We start from the raw sequence: 17202 nt of genomic DNA on the forward strand, positions 1-17202 counted from the left end.
CCGGTGACAGCGCCCTCGCCGGGCCCGGCGCCCGCACGCCCCGCAGCACGCCACCGACCGATCCGCGCACGCCTCCCGCCCCCCACCACGGCGGAGGCGGCACACCCCACCGGAGAAGACCGTGACCAGCACGCCCACCACCACCTCCGAAGCAAGCGCCCACGAGGTCCCCGACTTCCCCGCACCGCGTTCCTCGGAGTGCCCCTTCGCCCCCTCGCCCGGCATGCGGGCCCTGTCCGGGTACGGCCCGCTCACCCCGGTCCGCTCCTGGGGCGGCAGCACTCCCTGGGCCGTGACCGGGCACGCCGAGCAGAAGGCCTTGCTGTCCGACCCCCGCCTGAGTGTGGAGTTCTCCCGGCCGGGTTTCCCCAGCCCGGTGGACCCGTCGCACGCCCACGCAGGGAGCGCCGACCTGAGTTTCGTCGGCATGGACGATCCCGAGCACGCGCGGCTGCGCCGCATGGTGAGCGGCGCGTTCACCATCAAGCGGGTCGAGGCGATGCGCCCCCGTGTCCAGAAGATGGCCGACGACTTCATCGACGCGATGCTCGCGGGCCCGAAGCCGGCCGACCTCGTCCAGGCCCTCGCCCTGCCGATCCCCTCCCTGGTCATCTCCGAAATGCTCGGAGTCCCCTACGAGGACCACGAGTTCTTCCAGACCAACAGCAAGGCCATCGTCTCCGCCGTCGCCTCCCCCCAGGAACGCCAGGACGCCCACACCAACCTGGCCTCGTACCTCGACGAGCTCGTCGGCCGCAAGCTCGTGGAACCCGGCGACGACCTCCTCTCCGGCTTCTGCGCCCGGATCGAGAACGGCGAACTCACCCGCCGTCAGGCTGCCACGATGGGCGTGCTCCTGCTCCTGGGCGGACACGAGACCACCGCGAACATGATCAGCCTGGGTACGCTCCTGCTCCTTCAGCACCCCGAGCAGCTCGCGTCGATCCGGGACACGGACGACCCGGCCGTCGTCCGGGACGCCGTCGAGGAACTCCTGCGCTACCTCTCCATCGTGCACCTCGGCCGCCGCCGCACCGCGCTGGAGGACATCGAGATCGCGGGCCGCACGATCCGTGCCGGGGACGGCGTCATCCTCCTCGGCGAGCTGGCCAACCGCGACCCGTCGGTCTTCCCCGAGCCCGACCGCCTCGACATCACCCGCAACGCCCGCCAGCACCAGGCCTTCGGCGCCGGCAGCCACCACTGCGTGGGCCAGCCGCTGGCCCGCATGGAACTCCAGGTCCTCTATCCGACCCTCTTCCGCCGCATCCCCACCCTCCGGGCCGTCGGTGAACTCGACGCGATCCCCTTCAAGTACGACGCCCTGATCTACGGCCTCCACGCCCTCCCCGTCACCTGGTAGCGAGAACCGTCCGGCCGCGACACCGTCCGCCCGGGCCGGGACCGGGAGCCCCCTGGTCCCGGCCCGGGCGGCTGTCCGCGCGCCCCGGGACCGGACCGGGCGTCGCGTCCGCGATGCCCTTCCCCGCGCCGCGCGGTGGGCGACGCGCGGACCGCACGGGGCCGTGGTCGTCGCGCGGGAAGCGCCACCAGCCGCTGACGCCGTGCGTGGCTCCCGGCGCGCGTGCGGGCGTGCGCTTCCCGGGCCACCCGGCGCCTCGTGGCAGGCCGGCCCGCTGGCCGCGCGCTCCGCCGGCCGGCCGGGGCGAGCGGTCCTCACCGTCCCGCACGAGGTCCGCCCGGCGCCGGAGGAGAGCGGCCACGCGACCCCGCCCGGCGGAGGCACCCCCGGTCCGTCAGGCTGTCGCCCGCTACCGTCGTCCACGTCCCACAGTCCTACGGCGGCGTGCGACCGCCGAGTCCGGAGTTCCGCATGCTTTTCGACGTCACCCGCAGTCAACTCTCCGACATCTTCGGTGAGAACCGGCTCGCGGTCCTGCCCGCATCCGCCTTCCCGCCCTCGGCCGCCGGCACCGAGGGCGCCCGTCTCCTGCGGAGCGTCGGTGTCCCCACCGGAACGCTCCTGCTGCGTGATCCGGACGAGGGCACCGCCCGGCTGCCCCTCGTCCAGGACGTCGTGCACACCGACGACCTGGAGGGCGTCACGCAGGACGCGGGCTCGTGGCCCGTCATCGGCTGGCTGCTCAACGCCCACCTCGCCCTCGACCCCGGTTCCGGCGCGGTGTACGCCTTCGACGCCGACGAGGCGAACGTACGGGAACTGCACTCCGACGTCTCCTCGCTCATCGAGGTCACCCACCGGCTCCAGCGTCTGCTCGACGAGTTCAGCTTCGGCGACGACGAGGAGGCCGGCTTCGAACGCCTGGAGTGCGAGGTCGAGCGGGTCCGCCAGGAGATCAGCGGCCTGGATCCGCTGCCCTTCCAGGACGACGAAACCGACTGGTACGTGGTGTCGGAGGAGATCGCGGCAGGCCAGCGGTTCCAGGGCGACAGCCCGGGTGCCCGCTCGCTCCACGCGTGACCGTCGGCCGCCACCACGCACACGGGCGTCCGTCCCCCGTCTCACGGCGGACCGCCGGCGGCCGGGTGGCGGCGGCCGACGGTCACGCGACCGGCGGTGGACACGGACGCGCGGCAGGGCACCGGCCACGACCGCCGTGGTGGCGTGCGCACGTGGGCCGGGCCGTGCCGCGCGTCCGCGCGCCGTTCGCGCTCAGCCCCGGTACGTCTCCAGCAGCCTCAGCCAGATCTCGCTGATGGTCGGGTACGCCGGGACCGCGTGCCAGAGCCGTTCGACGGGGACCTCACCGGCCACCGCGACCGTCGCGGAGTGCAGCAGTTCACCGATGCCCGGTCCGACGAAGGTGACGCCGAGCAGGATCTCGCGGTCCAGGTCCACGACCATCCTCGCCCGGCCCTTGTAGCCCCGCGCGTACAGCCCGGAACCGGCCACCGAGGCCAGGTCGTAGTCGACGGCGCGGACCCGGCGGCCGGCCGCTTCCGCCTCGGCGAGGGTGAGACCGACCGAGGCGGCCTCCGGGTCCGTGAACACGACCTGCGGGACGGCCGCGTGGTCGGCGGTGGCCGCGTGCGCACCCCAGGCGTCCGTCTCCAGCAGCGGGGTCCCCTGCGCGCGCGCCGCGATGGCGGCTCCCGCGATGCGGGCCTGGTACTTGCCCTGGTGGGTCAGGAGGGCCCGGTGGTTGACGTCGCCGACCGCGTACAGCCAGTCGCTGCCCTCGACGCGGCAGCTGTCGTCGACGGTGAGCCAGGATCCGGGTTCCAGCCCCACCGTGTCGAGGCCCAGGTCGTCGGTGCGGGGAGCCCGGCCGGTGGCGAAAAGGATCTCGTCGGTCTCCAGCCGTTCCCCGTTGTCCAGTTCGACGGTGACCGGTCCGTCGTGGCCCGCCCTGCTCACGGCGGTCGTCGAGACTCCGGTCAGGATCCGCGCTCCGGCCTCGGTGAGTGCCTCGGCGACCAGGTCACCGGCGAAGGGCTCCATCTTCGGGAGCAGTTGCCCGCCCCGGATCAGCATCGTCACCTCGGCACCGAGGCCCTGCCAGACGGTGGCCATCTCCACACCGACCACTCCCCCGCCGACGATGACGAGCCGGCCCGGGACCTCCTTGGCGCTGGTCGCCTCGCGGCTGGTCCACGGCCGGACGTCGGCGACACCGGGCAGGGCGGGTACGACGGCCCGGCTCCCGGTGCAGACGGCGACGGCGTGCCGCGCGGTGAGGTGCCGCACCGCGCCGTCGGCGCCGGTGACGGACACCTGCCGGACTCCGGTCAGCCGTCCCGTGCCGCGGTGGATGTCGGCGCCGATGCTGTCCAGCCAGCCGACCTGACCGTCGTCCTTCCAGTGGGAGGCCTCGTCGTCCCGGTGGGCGAGGACGGCGTCCGCGTCGAGGGGCCCCTGCACGGCGGCGCTGAGGCCGGGGACACGGCGGGCGTCGGCACGGGCGACGACCGGGCGCAACAGCGCCTTGCTGGGCATGCACGCCCAGTACGAGCATTCACCGCCGATCAGTTCGGACTCGACCACGGCGGTTCGCAGCCCTGCGGCCCTGGCACGGTCCGCGACGTTCTCCCCCACGGGTCCGGCACCGATGACCACGACGTCGTATTCAACACTCTGCACACCATCGACTTCACTCATGGGAACAGTGTCCTCGTGGGTGTGCGCCCCGGCCACATGGGCAGGCGGAATACCGCAAGAGACGTCACCGTTGTGCCGGACAGAATCGACCGGTCCCAGGAAGAGGTAAGAGAGTATGAGCACCGTAGAGCTCACCAAGGAAAACTTCGATCAGGTCGTGAGCGACAACGAATTCCTGCTGATCGACTTCTGGGCTTCCTGGTGCGGTCCGTGCCGGCAGTTCGCCCCGGTGTACGACTCCGCGTCCGAGCGCCACCCGGACCTCGTCTTCGCGAAGGTCGACACGGAGGCGCAGCAGGAGCTGGCGGCCGCCTTCGAGATCCGGTCCATTCCCACGCTGATGATCGTCCGCGACAACGTGGCGGTCTTCTCGCAGCCGGGGGCGCTCCCCGAGGCGGCGCTGGAGGATGTCATCGGCCAGGCGCGCAACCTGGACATGGACGAGGTGCGCAAGTCGGTCGAGGAGCAGAAGCAGGCCCAGCAGGAGCAGCAGTAGTCCCTGTGGACGCGGGACGTACGTGAGGAAGGCCAGGAGCCGTGTCGGCCCCTGGCCTTCCTTGTCGAACGGGCGTGGGCCGCGCCGCTCAGTCGCCGTCGGGCCGCTCGGAGGCCGGGGCGTCCCCCTCGGCCGCTTCCGGCGCTTCGGGGTCGTCGTACCTCTCGCCGCCCCCTGTCCCGCGGACGCGTTCGGCGATCCGCACGGTGAGCCCGTAGTCGATCTCGAAGCCGTCCACCAGCAGGGCCTCCACGGTGTGCGTGGAGGGGTCGATGTCCGCCTCCATGCCGCCGCCCTCGTAGCGCGGGTATCCCGACGCACCGGTGTCCCCGGTGGCCGCCACGACCGCGGAGCGGAGGGCGGTGCCGGGCTCGGGTGCCCCTTCACCGGGCTCCTCCGGTTCCGGGAACAGCAGGATCTCGTAGCTCTGCGGATGGCTCATGCCGACGACGCTAGACACGCGGGGGCGAGCCCGCATGTCGTGGCACGGGTCAGCCGGACTCGCGGGCGACGGCCGCGGGCCGCAGGAGTGAGTGGCGTTCCGGTGCTCCACCGGGGTGCTGCACCAGCCGGTCGATCAGTTCGGCCGGTGGCTGCGCGGTCACCAGTTCCATGGTGATGGTGCTGAGCCGGGGCCGCAGGAGCCTGCCGAGCATCAGGTCGTCGGCGCCGATCACGGCGGTCTCGGCGGGTATGCCGACGCCGGCGTCCTGGAGCGCCCGCATCAGGAGCATGGCGTACTCGTCGTTGTACGCGAACACGGCGTCCAGGCCGAGCGACCGCCATCGCGCGGCGAGGTCCCCGGCCGATTCCTCCTCGTAGCGCAGGGGCAGCGTCCGGACGACGGCGTCCGTCCCCGACTCCTCCACCGCGCGCAGGGCTCCGGCCAGACGTGGTTCGGCGAACAGGGCGAGGCCGGGTTCCTGCGGCACGACCACACCGATCCTGCGCCGTCCCCGTGCGAGCAGGTGCCGGACCGCGCAGCCGCCGACCTCGCTCTGGTCCATGACGAGGGCGTGCGCGCCGTCCACCGGCCGGGGGCCCAGGGTGATGACGGCCTTGGCCCCGGACCGGGTGAGCACGCCTATGCCGTACGGGGTGAGGGCGATGCCGCCGGGCGCCACGACGGCGACGGGGCGGAGTTCCGCCCAGGCCCTGGCGGCCTGGTCGGCGTCGAGGCCGTCACTGCCGTACTGCACGACGGTGTAGTCGAGGCGGCGCAGTCCGGATTCGAGCCCGGTGAAGAACCGCTGGTGGGCGGGCCCCGCCGAGGTCTGTCCTGCGGGCAGCAGCACCATTCTGGTGTGCCCGGCCCGAAGGGTCCGGGCAGCGGCGTGCGGGACGTAGCCGAGGTCGGCGGCGGCTTCCCTGACGCGTCGGCGGGTGGGCTCGCTGATCCGCACGGTCGTGTTGTTGTTCAGTACGTAGGACACGGTGGCCCGGGACACTCCTGCGGTCCGCGCCACGTCGGCGCTGGTCGGGACGGAGATGCCGGCGGGCTGCTCGGGTAACTGGCTCATGGCGTCCGGCAGTCTTCCAGACGCCTCGGCGTGCGGGACGGGCCGGGGCACCGTAACGGGCGGTGTCCTCGGGCGGGGCCGCCCGTGACCTCGGCGGTCCGGATCCTGTCCGTGGGCCGGTGGACTGCCGTCGGTGGGCCTCCGGTTGTCGCGGGAGCGGCCCGCGGCGGCGGGCTGACGCCACGCCAGGGGTCGCGGGCAGCAGGGGAGCCGGGGCCGGCCCGGCGACCAGGGAGGCGGCGCGCAGGACTTGGCACCGCGTAAGGGGTGGTCAGGAGGCCCTGCCGGCGGCCCTTTCGGCGGACCCGCCCCACGGACGGGGCCGTGCGGGTTCTACGGTGTTGCGATGACGTTCGAGCACAACCACAGCAGCGACAGTACGACCGACTTCCCGGGCCGCAGCGGTCCGGCCGCCACCACGGAGGCCGAGCCGCACGACGTGGGCCCCGTCCGCACCTCGTACGCCCCCGACCGCGACGGTGACCCGGACCCCGGCGAGATCGTCTGGACCTGGGTGCCGTTCGAGGAGAACGACGGGCGCGGCAAGGACCGGCCCGTTCTCGTGGTGGCCCGGGAGGCGGAGGGCACCCTGCTCGCCGTGCAGCTGTCCAGCAAGCAGCACGACGGGGACCACGAGTGGGTGTCCCTGGGCGCGGGCCCGTGGGACAGCTCGGGACGGCCGTCCTGGGTGGATCTGGACCGGGTGCTGCGGCTGTACGAGGACGGGATGCGGCGCGAGGCCTGCGCGCTGGACCGGGGCAGGTACGACCTGGTCGTGCAGCGGCTGCGGGAGCGCTACGGCTGGAGCTGACCGCCCCGGCTCACGGGTGAAGGCCGCCCGGACGACGGAGCGGGGACCGCGCCCCGGGACGCCGAGGACGAGGTGCTCGAAGTGTCCCGCGAACCGTCCGCGGCCGGTGAGCAGGTCACGGAAGGGGCCCGCCACCTCGGCCCGGTCGTTCAGGAGGACCCCGGGCGCCCGGTAGCCGTACCCCGCCCTAGATTTCGAGCATACGTTCGAGCTGGTGCGGCGAGGATGATCGGGACGGGCTCCGGTGCGCGGCGGCGGATGACTCCGGCACCGGGCGCGGGCGACGAGGCGGGGAATCCGGCGGTGTACGGGGTGTGCGGCGATTTCCCCCGGTCGCTCCGGAGGACCGGCACGCCGGGTGAGTGGACGACCCGGTCGGTGCGGAAGGTGCCGCGTTCGGCACGGTGTGCGCGTAGCGCCCGAGGGCACGGAGCCGTGGCACGGGGCCTCCTCCCGGGCCGGTGCCCCGTTCAGGTGGCCGCCGCCGGGATGCGACCGGGAACGTGGGCCCTGCGGGATCGTCCCGTCCGCCACCTCGACCAGGGTGCGGCCGGTGTGCACGACCATCCCGGGTACGCGTTCGCGACCGTGCGGGCGGGTGCCGGAGAGCACGGCGGCCAGGACCCGCCCGACCGGCACCTGGTGCCCCTGGGGCGTGCGGTTCCGCCCGGCCCGGGCGAGGGACCCGGTCCCCCTCGCGGTGCCGCGCGGCCGTGCGCTCATGAGCGCTCCCCCGTGTGGTGCATACGGGGCATGCTGAACGTCCCGGCGGCATGGACGCAACCGGTTTCCCGTCGCAGGGGGGCACCCTTGTGCGAACTCCCGGTAAGGGTTTGGGTGGGAAGGAAGCACCCCAAGAGGAGGCCCAGCATGCCCCCGGACACTCTCGGTCAGCACGGCCCGCCGGTCGGCGCGGCGCCGCTCGGCGAGGAAGAGGCGGAGGATCTGCTCCGCGGCATATGTTTCAAGACGGGACCGCCCCGGACGGTCGGTGTGGAGCTGGAATGGCTCATCCACGACCGTGAGCACCCCGAGGTCGCCGTTCCCCACGACCGTCTGCGCGCCGCGGCGGACGCGGTGCGCGCGACCCCTCTGGACGCGGCGCTGACCTTCGAACCGGGTGGTCAGCTGGAGCTCAGTTCCCAGCCCAAGGGCTCCCTGATGGCGTGCGTCGACGCCACGGCGGCCGACCTGGTCTCCGTGCGCGACACGCTCGGCCGGGCCGGGCTGACCCTGGCCGGTATCGGTGTGGACCCCTGGCATCCGCCCCGGCGTCTGCTGCGTGAACCGCGCTACGACGCCATGGAGGCGGCTCTCGACCGGTCGGGGCCGGCGGGCCGCGCGATGATGTGCACCTCCGCCTCCGTGCAGGTCTGCCTGGACGCCGGGGAGGAGGAGCCGGGGCCGCTGGGTTTCGGGCGGCGCTGGCAGCTCGGGCACCTGCTGGGCGCGGTGCTGGTGGCCACGTTCGCCAATTCACCGTTCCAGCAGGGACGGCGCACCGGCTGGCGTTCCACCCGGCAGGCGTTGTGGGCCGATCTCGATCCGGCCAGGACGCTCGCGCCGCAGGGCCGTCTCGCACCGCGCGACGCCTGGGCCGCCCACGTGCTCGCCTCCCCCGTGATGTGCGTCCGGCACGACGAGGGCCCCTGGGCCGTGCCCGACGCCCTGACCTTCCGGGACTGGATCCGTGGTGGCGGGCCGCGTCCTCCGGTCCGGGCGGATCTCGACTACCACCTCACCACCCTGTTCCCTCCCGTGCGCCCGCGCGGGCATCTCGAACTGCGCATGATCGACGCCCAGTCCGGCACCGACGGCTGGCTGGTGCCGCTGGCCGTCACCACCGCCCTGTTCGACGACCCGGAGGCGGCGGAGACGGTGTACCGCACCGTGAAGCCCCTCGCCGAGACCGCCGGCCCGCCGCCGGCGCCCCGCAACCCGCTGTGGACGACCGCCGCGCGTGACGGGCTGGGCGATCCGGAGCTGGCGGCGGCGGCAGCAGCCTGCTTCAGGGCCGCGATGGAGGCACTGCCCAGGATGGGGGCGAGCGACCACGTGCTCGGGACGGTCGCCGCCTTCCATGAACGCTATGTGGCCAGGGGCCGATGTCCGGCCGACGATCTTCCCGACCCGGCAGAGGCGCCGTACGGAAAGGGCGTGGTCCGATGACCGGCATTCCTGCCCCGCACACCGGCGGGGAACCCGACCCGGAGAAGCTGCGCGAGCGCGCCCTGGCCGCGCTGCTGGCCGCCCGCGAACGCACCGCCCTGCTCACCGACATCGACGACCACGAGCTCACCGCACAGCACTCCCCGCTGATGTCACCCCTGGTCTGGGACCTCGCGCACATCGGGAACCAGGAGGAGCTGTGGCTGCTCCGGGCCGTGGGCGGCCGGGAGGCGATGCGCCCCGAGATCGACGGACTCTACGACGCGTTCGAGCACTCCCGGGCCAGCCGGCCCTCGCTGCCGCTGCTGGCACCCGCGGAGGCACGGACGTACGCCGCCGACGTACGGGGCCGGGCGCTGGACATCCTGGGCGGCGCCCCGCTGCACGTCGAGGGCCGGCCACTGGAGCGGGCGGGCTTCGCGTTCGGCATGGTCGCCCAACACGAACAGCAGCACGACGAAACGATGCTGATCACCCATCAGCTGCGGTCGGGCCCGGCGGTACTCGGTGCTCCCGAACCCCCCGGACCCGCCGTCGGCGACACCCTCCCGGCCGAGGTGCCGGTCCCAGTGGGCCCCTTCACCATGGGGACCTCGACGGAGCCGTGGGCCCTGGACAACGAACGGCCCGCGCACAGGCGCGAGGTGGCGGCGTTCCACATCGACACCGCCCCGGTCACCTGTGGCGCGTACCAGGGATTCATCGAGGACGGCGGCTACACCGACGCACGCTGGTGGGCACCCGAGGGCTGGGCGATGGTCCGCGAACACGGCCTGAACGCACCCTTGTTCTGGCACCGCGACGCGGGCCAGTGGCTGCGGCGGCGCTTCGGGGTGACCGAGCCGGTGCGGGCGGACGAGCCGGTGCTCCACGTCAGCTGGTACGAGGCCGACGCCTACGCCCGCTGGGCGGGCCGGCGTCTGCCGACAGAGCCGGAATGGGAGAAGGCCGCCCGCCACGACCCGGAATCGGGACGCTCGCTGCGCTACCCGTGGGGCGACGAGGACCCGGGTCCCGAACGGGCCAATCTGGGTCAGCGCCATCTGCGGCCCGCCGACGCCGGCGCGTACGCGGCGGGACGCTCCCCCGCGGGCGCCGGCCAGCTGATCGGCGACGTGTGGGAGTGGACGTCGAGCGACTTCCTGCCGTACCCGGGCTTCGTGGCGTTCCCGTACCGGGAGTACTCGGAGGTGTTCTTCGGCCCCGGGCACAAGGTGCTGCGCGGCGGTTCCTTCGCGGTGGATCCGGTGGCCTGCCGTGGCACGTTCCGCAACTGGGACCTGCCCGTCCGGCGCCAGATCTTCTCGGGCTTCCGCACCGCGAGGGATGCCTGATGTGCCGTCATATTGCCTATCTGGGGCCACCGGTGACACTGGGCGAGGTGCTCGTGGCGCCCGCTCACGGGCTCGTCCGCCAGTCCTGGGAGCCACGTCGCCAGCGGAACGGCACGGTCAACGCCGACGGGTTCGGGGTCGGCTGGTACGCGCCGGGGGATCCCGTCCCCGGACGCTACCGCCGCGGCGGCCCCGTCTGGGGCGACGAGACCTTCGCCGACCTGTCCCGGGTGGTGCGCAGCCCGGCGCTGCTCGCCGCCGTCCGCGACGCGACGTTCGCGGGAGCGGACGGGGAGGCGGCCGCCGCGCCCTTCGCGGAGGGCCCGCTGCTGTTCAGCCACAACGGTGCGGTCAGCGGCTGGCCGGGCTCGCTGGCACCGCTGGCCGCGGGGCTGCCGCCGGAGCGGCTGCTGTCCCTGGCGGCGCGGAGCGACTCGGCGCTGATCTGGGCGCTGGTGCTGCACCGGACGGCACTGGGTGAGGAGATAGCGCAGGCGGTCGCCGGCACGGTCCTCGGCATCGGCGCCGCCGCCCCGGGCTCACGCCTCAACCTGCTGCTCACCGACGGTTCCACGGTCGTGGCGACCGCGTGGGGCGACTCCCTCTGGTACCTGCGCGGCCCGGGCCGCCGCACGGTGGTGGCCTCCGAGCCGTACGACGACGATCCGAACTGGTGCGAGGTGCCCGACCGCACCCTGCTGACCGCGACCCGTACCGATGTCCTGCTGACCCCGCTCAAGGAGCCCACCGCGTGAGTCCCTTCCTGCTGACCCGCACCCTGCCTGCGGACGCGACGGACGCGGCGCTGCGCGCCGACGTGCTGAGCGGTCTGACGCGGCAGCCGAAGACCCTGCCGCCCAAGTGGTTCTACGACGCCCGCGGCAGCGACCTCTTCGAGGAGATCACCCGGCTGCCCGAGTACTACCCGACGCGTGCCGAGCGGGAGATCCTGATCGCCCGCGCCGGTGAGATCGCCGCGGCGTCCGGGGCGCGGACGCTGATCGAGCTGGGGTCGGGCTCCTCGGAGAAGACCCGGCACCTGCTGGACGCGCTGCCGGAGCTGCACACGTACGTGCCGGTCGATGTCAGTGAGAGCGCCCTCGCGGGCGCGGCCGAAGCGCTGCTGGCCGAGCGTCCCGGACTCTCCGTACACGCGCTGGTGGCCGATTTCACGCATGTCCTGGAGCTGCCCGCGAGTCCGGGACCACGACTGGTGGTGTTCCTCGGCGGGACGCTCGGCAACCTGCTCCCCGGGGAGCGCGCCGAGTTCCTGCGGTCCGTGCGGGCGCGGCTCGCGCCCGGGGACGGGCTGCTGCTCGGCACGGACCTGGTCAAGGACGAGGCGACCCTCGTCGCGGCGTACGACGACGCGGACGGGGTGACGGCCGCGTTCAACAAGAACGTACTCGCCGTGGTGAACCGTGAGCTGGGGGCCGATTTCCCGCCCGAGGACTTCGCCCACGTGGCGCTCTGGGACCCGGACCACGAGTGGATCGAGATGCGGTTGCGCGCCCGCAGGGCGCTGACGGTCAAGATCGGGGAGCTGGACCTGGTGGTGCAGTTCGAGGAGGGCGAGGGACTGCGCACGGAGATCTCGGCGAAGTTCCGCGAGGAGAAGGTGCGGGACGAGCTGGCGGCGGCGGGTCTGCGGCTGGATCAGTGGTGGACGGACGAGGCGGGCAGATTCGCGCTGTCGCTGGCGACCGCGGACTGAGCCGTGCGCGCCAGTGCCCGCCGGTCGTGGCCCCGGCCGGCGGGTACGGGCGGCAGGATCCGGATCTCGGCGGTGAGCCCGGCGGCTGTCACCACGCGCCACAGCGACGCGGCCAGCGGATCGTCCCCCACGAACGCGGCCGCGCCCGCCGTGCCCTCGTCCGCCGTCCGGTAGGTGATGCGGACGGGGCGGACGGCGGAGCCGGCGTCGACGGCCGCCTGGAACGCGGCGGAGGTGAACCGGCCACCGCCGTCCCTGCCGCACCAGGTGCTGCCCTGGGGGAACACCGCGACCCGTGAACCGGAGGCCAGCGCCCCGGCGAGGGACCGCACCGTGTGCGGCAGGGCCCGGAGCCGGTCGCGCTCGATGAACAGCGTGCCGCCGAGGGCGGCGAGGGGCCCCAGCAGCGGCCAGTTCCGTATCTCGCTCTTGGCGACCATGCGGGCGGGGAGCGCGGCGGCCACGAGGGGGATGTCCAGCCACGAGACGTGGTTGGCGACCACGAGTTCGCCCGTGGGCGGCCGTTCCCGTTCCACCGGGCAGCCGGTGACCCGTACGCGTACGCCGAAGGCCCGCACCACCGCGTACGCCCACCGGCGGACGAGCCGGTCGCGGGACGGGGGTGCCAGGAGCAGCACCGCGGGCACGGCCAGCACCCCGAGGAGGGCCAGGGCGCAGCCGGCGAGCAGCAGTGCCACGGCGGGTACCGCCGCACGCCTGGCGCCTGCGTGGTGTGCGCAGTCGCGCGGGGTGCAGGGGGCGACGGGCAGCCAGGCGCTCATCGCAGCGGCGCCAGCGAGAGGAAGTGGCGCAGGTAGCGGGGGTCGGTGCGGCGCATCGAGAGCAGCACGTAGAGGTCGGCGACGTTGAAGTCCGGGTCGTGGGCGGGGGCACCGCAGACCCAGGCGCCGAGCCGCAGGTAGCCGCGCAGCAGCGCCGGGAGTCCGGCACGGCCGCCCGCGCCGCCTCCGGGGTGGCCGGTGGTGTCCCACAGGCGGTGGGGGGTGACCCAGTACTCCTCCGGCGCCATGTTGTGGGTCCGGACGGTGTCCCAGGTCCTGGCGGCGAGCGCCCCGCCGTCGGCGAGGGGTACGGAGCAGCAGCCGGCCAGCCAGGTGTGGCCGGTGCGCTCCATGTAGCGGGCGAGTCCGGCCCAGATCAGGGCGATGACGGCACCGTCCCGGTGGGCCGGGTGGACGCAGGACCTCCCCACCTCGACGAGGTCGTCGCGGATGGGACTCAGCCGTGCGAGGTCGAACTCGCCCTCCGCGTAGAGTCCGCCGGCGAGCCTGGCGCCCTCGGGCGGCAGCAGCCGGTAGGTGGCGACCACCTCTCCGGTGGCCGTCTCGCGCACGAGCAGGTGGTCGCAGTACGCGTCGAAGGCGTCACTGTCCAGTCCGGGTTCGGCGCTGTCGAGCCGGGCGCCGAGCTCCCCGGCGAAGACCAGGTGGCGCAGCCGCTGGGCGGCTCGTACGTCGTCCTGGCAGGTGGCCAGGGAGACCCGGTATCCCGAGGGGGTGTTCGCGGGACGCGGCGCGGGTACGCCGGCGGGGGAGGCGAGGGGCAGCACGGTCATGGCGGTCTCCGGGGACGGATCGGCGGGGCGGCTGCCGGGCTGTCGCGGGAGTGCGACGGCCCGGCCCCCTACTTCTTCCGTGACCGGCTGGATTCGACATGACCGCTGTGGAGCGAAGGGATGTGCGACGGCTGAATCCCCGGCTCGCGGGGGTGAGGGCGGGCGGGCTCGCCCGGTCCGTGAGCCGGCCAGGGGCTCGGACCGCACGGTCACCACGCCGTTGATGATCAGCGCGGACCCTCGCAACGCGGCGCAGCCGGTGGTCCGCCCCGGCCTCAACGGCGCCGCACGGCCGACGACCGGCCCGGAGCCTCCCGGCAGCACACGGCCGACGATCGGCTCCGGCCTCCCGGACACCGCCCGGCCCGGACCCTCGGGGCGGCCCGGCAGGTGATCAGCTCCGTCTTTCCCGGCCTGCCACACAGCCGACGACCGGCTCCGACCCCCAGAGGCCACCCGATCGGTGACCGGCCCGGACCCACCGGGCGGCCCGGCAGTCGAACGGCCCCCGACCCTCCCGGAGCCATGGAGCCGGTGATCCCGGCTGGACCCTCCGGACGCGGCACAACCGGTCATCAGCCGGAACACTCCTGGCGGCCCAGCCGATGATCGGGCCCCGACCCTCACAACGCCACACGGCCGGCGACCGGCCCGACCTCCACGGCACCGTCCAACCGGTGATCAGTCCGGCCGCTTACAAGGTCCGTTCAGCCGGCGGCGATCAGCTCGTTCTCCCCGGGCCCGTTCAGCCGTTGATCAGTTTCGACGTGATGCGGTCGGAGGCCTTCTTCGCCTCTTCCGCCGGGTCGCCGCCCTGGAGCACCGCTGTCATGTACGGCTTGATCGGGTTGTCCGCCTCGACGGCCGCCCAGTAGGGCGAGTTGGGGGTGGCGCGGCCCTCGGTGGCGCCCTGCGCCATCGCGGAGGTCCCCTCCTGGCCTTCGACGACACTCGCCAGGGAAGGCTTGTTGGGCACGTAGCTCATGGCCCGGGCGAGTTCGGTCTGCCACCTCTTCCCAGCGAGGGCCTTGACCACCTCGATGCCCTCGCTGCGCTGGTCGGCGCCCTCCGGCACGATCAGGTCGGAGCCTCCGGTGAACACGGCGCCCGGCTTCTTCGCGGTCTTGCCCGGGATGGGGAAGTAGCCGAGCTTCCCCTTGAGTTCGGGGTTCTGCTGCTCGATGAGGGCCGCGCTGCCGGGCACGGAGATGATCTGGGCGACCTTGCCCCCCGCGAACACGTCGGTCTCCGGGGGCGACTGCTCGTCGGCGTCCTTGGGGCCACTGCCGAAGGCCTGGATCTTCGCGTAGAAGTCCATCCCCCGCAGCGCCTCGGGCGAGTCGAGCGCGCCCTGCCACTCGCCGCCACCGTCATCGGCCAGCTCGCCGCCCTCGTCCCAGATGAAACCGGCGAGCACGTACCAGTTCTGCCCGGCGAGGTAGAGGCCCTGCTGGTCGCCGGTGTTCAGCTTCTCGCTGATGTCCACCCACTCGTCGCGCGTCCTGGGCAGTTCGGTGATCCCGGCCTCCGCGAAGAGGTCCTTGTTGTAGATGACGACGCGGTTGGCGGCGTACCAGGGGATTCCGTACTGCCCGCCGTTCACCTTGCCCGGCTCGGCGAGTCCCGGCAGCCAGTCCTCGCCCCCCAGGTCCCGCAGCGATTCGAGGGTGAGGTCGCGGAGTTCACCGCTCTCCGCGTACTGGGCGACCTGGGTGTTTCCGACCTCGATGACGTCCGGCGCGTCGTCGCCCTTGAGGGCCTTCAGTACCTTGGGGCCGATGCCGCCCCACTCCTGGAGGACGAACTCCAGTTCGACCGAGGGGTGCTCGGCCTCGTAGGACTCCTTGAAGCGGTCGAGGAAGCCCTGCGAGGCGCTGCCCTTCATCAGCCACACCGTCACCGTGCTGCTCTCGGCACCCGCGCCGGGAAGGTAGCCGCAGCCGCTCAGCGCGACGGAGGAAACGAGCGCGACGGCTCCGGCCAGTATGCGGATCTTCACGAGGGTCACCTTCTGCGAAACGGCACGACGAATGACAGGACCCGGGTGGGGGGACTGCGGGCGGCGCTCGCACGGGCGTATGGACCGGAGTTTGGTATGGACCAATGAGCAGGTCAAGCCCCCTTCGCCGTGGACCGCCACACGGATACCTCGCGCTCCGACCCGGAGTGAGGCACCGTGGAACGACGGAAAGGAGACATTTGATGTCTAATCACACCTACCGGGTCACCGAGATCGTAGGAACCTCCGAGGAGGGCCTTGACGCGGCGATCCGGAACGGCGTCGCGAGAGCCTCCGAAACTTTGCACAATCTCGACTGGTTCGAGATGACGCAGGTCCGGGGCCACATCGAGAACGGCCGTATCGCCCACTACCAGGTGGGCCTCAAGGTCGGCTTCCGCCTCGACGAGGACGGCTGACCGGCTCCCCCGGCACGGCGGGAACGGCGACGCACCCCCTCCGGGTGCGCACCTCACGCACCTCACGCAGCGGTCCGAGCGTCCTGGTGACGTACGGCGGCCCGGCGGACGTGTGACCGCCCGGACCGACGCGAGGCCTGCCGGACCGACACGACGCCTGCCGGACCCACGTTCAACCGCCCGGACCCACGCAGGACCGGCCCGACGGACGTGGGACAGGCCCGACGGGCCCGCGCCCGCGCCCGCGCCCGGGTGCCACGTCACCTGGTCCGGTCGCCCCGGGCCCGGGGCGTCAGCGTCCGAGGGCCTTGCGCAGCTGCTCCTTGGTCATCGAGGAGCGGCCCTCGACAGCGCGCTTCTTCGCCTCCTCGTACAGCTGGTCCTTCGTCGGACCCTGCGCCCCGCTGTGGGAGCGCCGGCCGCCGCGCTCGGAGGACGACTCGGGGTCCCGCAGCGACGCGGGGCTCGCACTCCTGGACTCTCCCGAACGGGCCCGCTCCTTGTTGACCGTGCGCGCCGCGATCTCCTTCGCACGCCCCGTGGAGGTGCCGCGCTTCTCGGCACCCTCCTTGATGTGCTCGTACTGCCGTTCACGCTTGGAGCTGGATCCTGCGGGCATGGCGCGTCTCCTCACCGTCGGGCGGCGGTGGCGCTCCGCCGCACCCACCACCCCACACCTTCACCCCGGAGCACGCCGGACAGGAGGGCCGAACGGGGCACGGCGCACGGACCCCGGGGCACGGAGTCGCGGAGCGTAGCCGTTCGAGATGCAGGCCGGCCCCTGCGCTGATTCGCTGGGTAGGTCCCGCACCCCACAGATCCAGGAGTGATCATGAGCGTTGCAGGTGAGTCCGGCGGCCGCGCCCAGCAGCTGCGTGCCAAGGCACAGGAACTGAACGAGGCCGCGGACCGCGCCAGCGATCCGGAACAGCGGCAGCGGCTCCAGGACAAGGCCCGTCGCCTGCGGGAGCAGAGCGAGAAGGAGAGCTCCATGAACGACCGGGGCATGGACCCGATGGTGTAGGACCGGCACCCCCGAGCTGCCGGTGGTCCTCACCCGTGCGGGAGGATCACCGGCAGGAA

General features: G+C 73.1%; 17 protein-coding genes. 10 read left to right on the forward strand and 7 right to left on the reverse strand.

Going from position 1 to position 17202, the window contains the following annotated elements:
* The first annotated feature begins 121 nt into the window (after positions 1-121).
* Together ACFVS9_RS08010 and ACFVS9_RS08015 are read left to right on the forward strand one after the other, a co-directional pair.
* The gene (locus ACFVS9_RS08010) at positions 122-1363 is read left to right on the forward strand and encodes a cytochrome P450 (RefSeq protein WP_389930937.1); all 1242 of its coding nucleotides are present in this window, start codon (positions 122-124) and stop codon (positions 1361-1363) included.
* A 471-nt stretch (positions 1364-1834) separates the two neighbouring features.
* Positions 1835-2443, forward strand: a complete 609-nt coding sequence (locus tag ACFVS9_RS08015) for an SUKH-4 family immunity protein (RefSeq protein ID WP_389930939.1) — start codon at positions 1835-1837, stop codon at positions 2441-2443.
* 192 nt (positions 2444-2635) lie between these two features.
* Here ACFVS9_RS08015 and ACFVS9_RS08020 read toward each other — a convergent pair whose 3' ends face one another.
* Positions 2636-4081 (reverse strand): dihydrolipoyl dehydrogenase family protein, encoded by a 1446-nt coding sequence (locus ACFVS9_RS08020; protein ID WP_389930941.1) that lies wholly within the window; start codon positions 4079-4081, stop codon positions 2636-2638.
* A 115-nt stretch (positions 4082-4196) separates the two neighbouring features.
* Here ACFVS9_RS08020 and trxA point away from each other — a divergent pair, with 115 nt between their 5' ends.
* On the forward strand, positions 4197-4577 hold the full coding sequence (gene trxA, locus ACFVS9_RS08025) for a thioredoxin (RefSeq protein ID WP_383113679.1): 381 nt from the start codon (positions 4197-4199) through the stop codon (positions 4575-4577).
* Between the two features lie 88 nt (positions 4578-4665).
* Here trxA and ACFVS9_RS08030 read toward each other — a convergent pair whose 3' ends face one another.
* Both ACFVS9_RS08030 and ACFVS9_RS08035 read right to left on the reverse strand, forming a co-directional pair.
* Positions 4666-5019: a hypothetical protein gene (locus tag ACFVS9_RS08030; RefSeq protein ID WP_389930942.1), complete on the reverse strand. Its 354-nt coding sequence runs from the start codon at positions 5017-5019 to the stop codon at positions 4666-4668.
* A gap of 49 nt (positions 5020-5068) precedes the next feature.
* Complete coding sequence (locus ACFVS9_RS08035) at positions 5069-6097, reverse strand: LacI family DNA-binding transcriptional regulator (RefSeq protein ID WP_389930944.1); 1029 nt, start codon at positions 6095-6097, stop codon at positions 5069-5071.
* Positions 6098-6443: 346 nt separating this feature from the next.
* On the opposite strand from ACFVS9_RS08035, the gene ACFVS9_RS08040 reads away from it, so the two are divergent.
* The 5 genes from ACFVS9_RS08040 (at position 6444) to egtD (ending at position 12125) form a co-directional block, all read left to right on the forward strand.
* Positions 6444-6908 carry a type II toxin-antitoxin system PemK/MazF family toxin gene (locus tag ACFVS9_RS08040; RefSeq protein ID WP_383113682.1) on the forward strand — a complete coding sequence of 155 codons (465 nt, stop codon included), beginning with the start codon at positions 6444-6446 and terminating at the stop codon, positions 6906-6908.
* An 870-nt stretch (positions 6909-7778) separates the two neighbouring features.
* On the forward strand, positions 7779-9077 hold the full coding sequence (egtA, locus tag ACFVS9_RS08045) for an ergothioneine biosynthesis glutamate--cysteine ligase EgtA (RefSeq protein WP_389930946.1): 1299 nt from the start codon (positions 7779-7781) through the stop codon (positions 9075-9077).
* Positions 9074-10411: an ergothioneine biosynthesis protein EgtB gene (egtB, locus tag ACFVS9_RS08050; RefSeq protein ID WP_389930947.1), complete on the forward strand. Its 1338-nt coding sequence runs from the start codon at positions 9074-9076 to the stop codon at positions 10409-10411. The genes egtA and egtB overlap by 4 nt, the downstream gene beginning before the upstream one ends.
* Complete coding sequence (egtC, locus tag ACFVS9_RS08055) at positions 10411-11166, forward strand: ergothioneine biosynthesis protein EgtC (protein WP_389930949.1); 756 nt, start codon at positions 10411-10413, stop codon at positions 11164-11166. The genes egtB and egtC overlap by 1 nt, the downstream gene beginning before the upstream one ends.
* Positions 11163-12125: an L-histidine N(alpha)-methyltransferase gene (gene egtD, locus ACFVS9_RS08060; protein WP_389930951.1), complete on the forward strand. Its 963-nt coding sequence runs from the start codon at positions 11163-11165 to the stop codon at positions 12123-12125. The genes egtC and egtD overlap by 4 nt, the downstream gene beginning before the upstream one ends.
* On the opposite strand, the gene ACFVS9_RS08065 is transcribed toward egtD, so the two are convergent.
* The 3 genes from ACFVS9_RS08065 to ACFVS9_RS08075 form a co-directional block, all read right to left on the reverse strand.
* Positions 12068-12907 (reverse strand): lysophospholipid acyltransferase family protein, encoded by an 840-nt coding sequence (locus ACFVS9_RS08065; protein WP_389930953.1) that lies wholly within the window; start codon positions 12905-12907, stop codon positions 12068-12070. The two genes, egtD and ACFVS9_RS08065, sit on opposite strands and share 58 nt — an antisense overlap.
* Positions 12904-13701, reverse strand: a complete 798-nt coding sequence (locus ACFVS9_RS08070; RefSeq protein WP_389930954.1) for a GNAT family N-acetyltransferase — start codon at positions 13699-13701, stop codon at positions 12904-12906. The genes ACFVS9_RS08065 and ACFVS9_RS08070 overlap by 4 nt, the downstream gene beginning before the upstream one ends.
* 745 nt (positions 13702-14446) lie before the next feature.
* Positions 14447-15700, reverse strand: coding sequence for an extracellular solute-binding protein (locus tag ACFVS9_RS08075; RefSeq protein ID WP_389930956.1), 1254 nt, complete (start codon positions 15698-15700; stop codon positions 14447-14449).
* 203 nt (positions 15701-15903) lie between these two features.
* Between ACFVS9_RS08075 and ACFVS9_RS08080 the strand changes: the two genes are divergently transcribed.
* Entirely contained in the window at positions 15904-16119 is a 216-nt protein-coding gene (locus ACFVS9_RS08080) for a dodecin (protein WP_383113690.1), read from the forward strand.
* Positions 16120-16411: 292 nt separating this feature from the next.
* Here the strand turns inward: ACFVS9_RS08080 and ACFVS9_RS08085 are convergent, their stop codons facing one another.
* Positions 16412-16738: a plasmid stabilization protein gene (locus tag ACFVS9_RS08085; RefSeq protein ID WP_383113691.1), complete on the reverse strand. Its 327-nt coding sequence runs from the start codon at positions 16736-16738 to the stop codon at positions 16412-16414.
* A gap of 213 nt (positions 16739-16951) precedes the next feature.
* Between ACFVS9_RS08085 and ACFVS9_RS08090 the strand changes: the two genes are divergently transcribed.
* Entirely contained in the window at positions 16952-17143 is a 192-nt protein-coding gene (locus ACFVS9_RS08090; protein ID WP_383113692.1) for a DUF6381 family protein, read from the forward strand.
* Positions 17144-17202: the final 59 nt, after the last annotated feature.

The sequence above is a fragment of the Streptomyces sp. NPDC058008 genome (assembly GCF_042886395.1).
GTDB lineage: Bacteria > Actinomycetota > Actinomycetes > Streptomycetales > Streptomycetaceae > Streptomyces.

What these genes read in the sequence shown, in the direction of transcription:
- ACFVS9_RS08090 (WP_383113692.1), top strand. Translation starts at nt 16,952, where the DNA reads ATGAGCGTTGCAGGTGAGTCCGGCGGCCGCGCCCAGCAGCTGCGTGCC.
- egtC (WP_389930949.1), top strand. Translation starts at nt 10,411, where the DNA reads ATGTGCCGTCATATTGCCTATCTGGGGCCACCGGTGACACTGGGCGAG.
- ACFVS9_RS08040 (WP_383113682.1), top strand. Translation starts at nt 6,444, where the DNA reads ATGACGTTCGAGCACAACCACAGCAGCGACAGTACGACCGACTTCCCG.
- ACFVS9_RS08020 (WP_389930941.1), bottom strand. Translation starts at nt 4,081, where the DNA reads ATGAGTGAAGTCGATGGTGTGCAGAGTGTTGAATACGACGTCGTGGTC.
- ACFVS9_RS08030 (WP_389930942.1), bottom strand. Translation starts at nt 5,019, where the DNA reads ATGAGCCATCCGCAGAGCTACGAGATCCTGCTGTTCCCGGAACCGGAG.
- trxA (WP_383113679.1), top strand. Translation starts at nt 4,197, where the DNA reads ATGAGCACCGTAGAGCTCACCAAGGAAAACTTCGATCAGGTCGTGAGC.
- ACFVS9_RS08065 (WP_389930953.1), bottom strand. Translation starts at nt 12,907, where the DNA reads ATGAGCGCCTGGCTGCCCGTCGCCCCCTGCACCCCGCGCGACTGCGCA.
- ACFVS9_RS08070 (WP_389930954.1), bottom strand. Translation starts at nt 13,701, where the DNA reads ATGACCGTGCTGCCCCTCGCCTCCCCCGCCGGCGTACCCGCGCCGCGT.
- egtB (WP_389930947.1), top strand. Translation starts at nt 9,074, where the DNA reads ATGACCGGCATTCCTGCCCCGCACACCGGCGGGGAACCCGACCCGGAG.
- ACFVS9_RS08080 (WP_383113690.1), top strand. Translation starts at nt 15,904, where the DNA reads ATGTCTAATCACACCTACCGGGTCACCGAGATCGTAGGAACCTCCGAG.
- egtA (WP_389930946.1), top strand. Translation starts at nt 7,779, where the DNA reads ATGCCCCCGGACACTCTCGGTCAGCACGGCCCGCCGGTCGGCGCGGCG.
- ACFVS9_RS08085 (WP_383113691.1), bottom strand. Translation starts at nt 16,738, where the DNA reads ATGCCCGCAGGATCCAGCTCCAAGCGTGAACGGCAGTACGAGCACATC.
- ACFVS9_RS08015 (WP_389930939.1), top strand. Translation starts at nt 1,835, where the DNA reads ATGCTTTTCGACGTCACCCGCAGTCAACTCTCCGACATCTTCGGTGAG.
- ACFVS9_RS08035 (WP_389930944.1), bottom strand. Translation starts at nt 6,097, where the DNA reads ATGAGCCAGTTACCCGAGCAGCCCGCCGGCATCTCCGTCCCGACCAGC.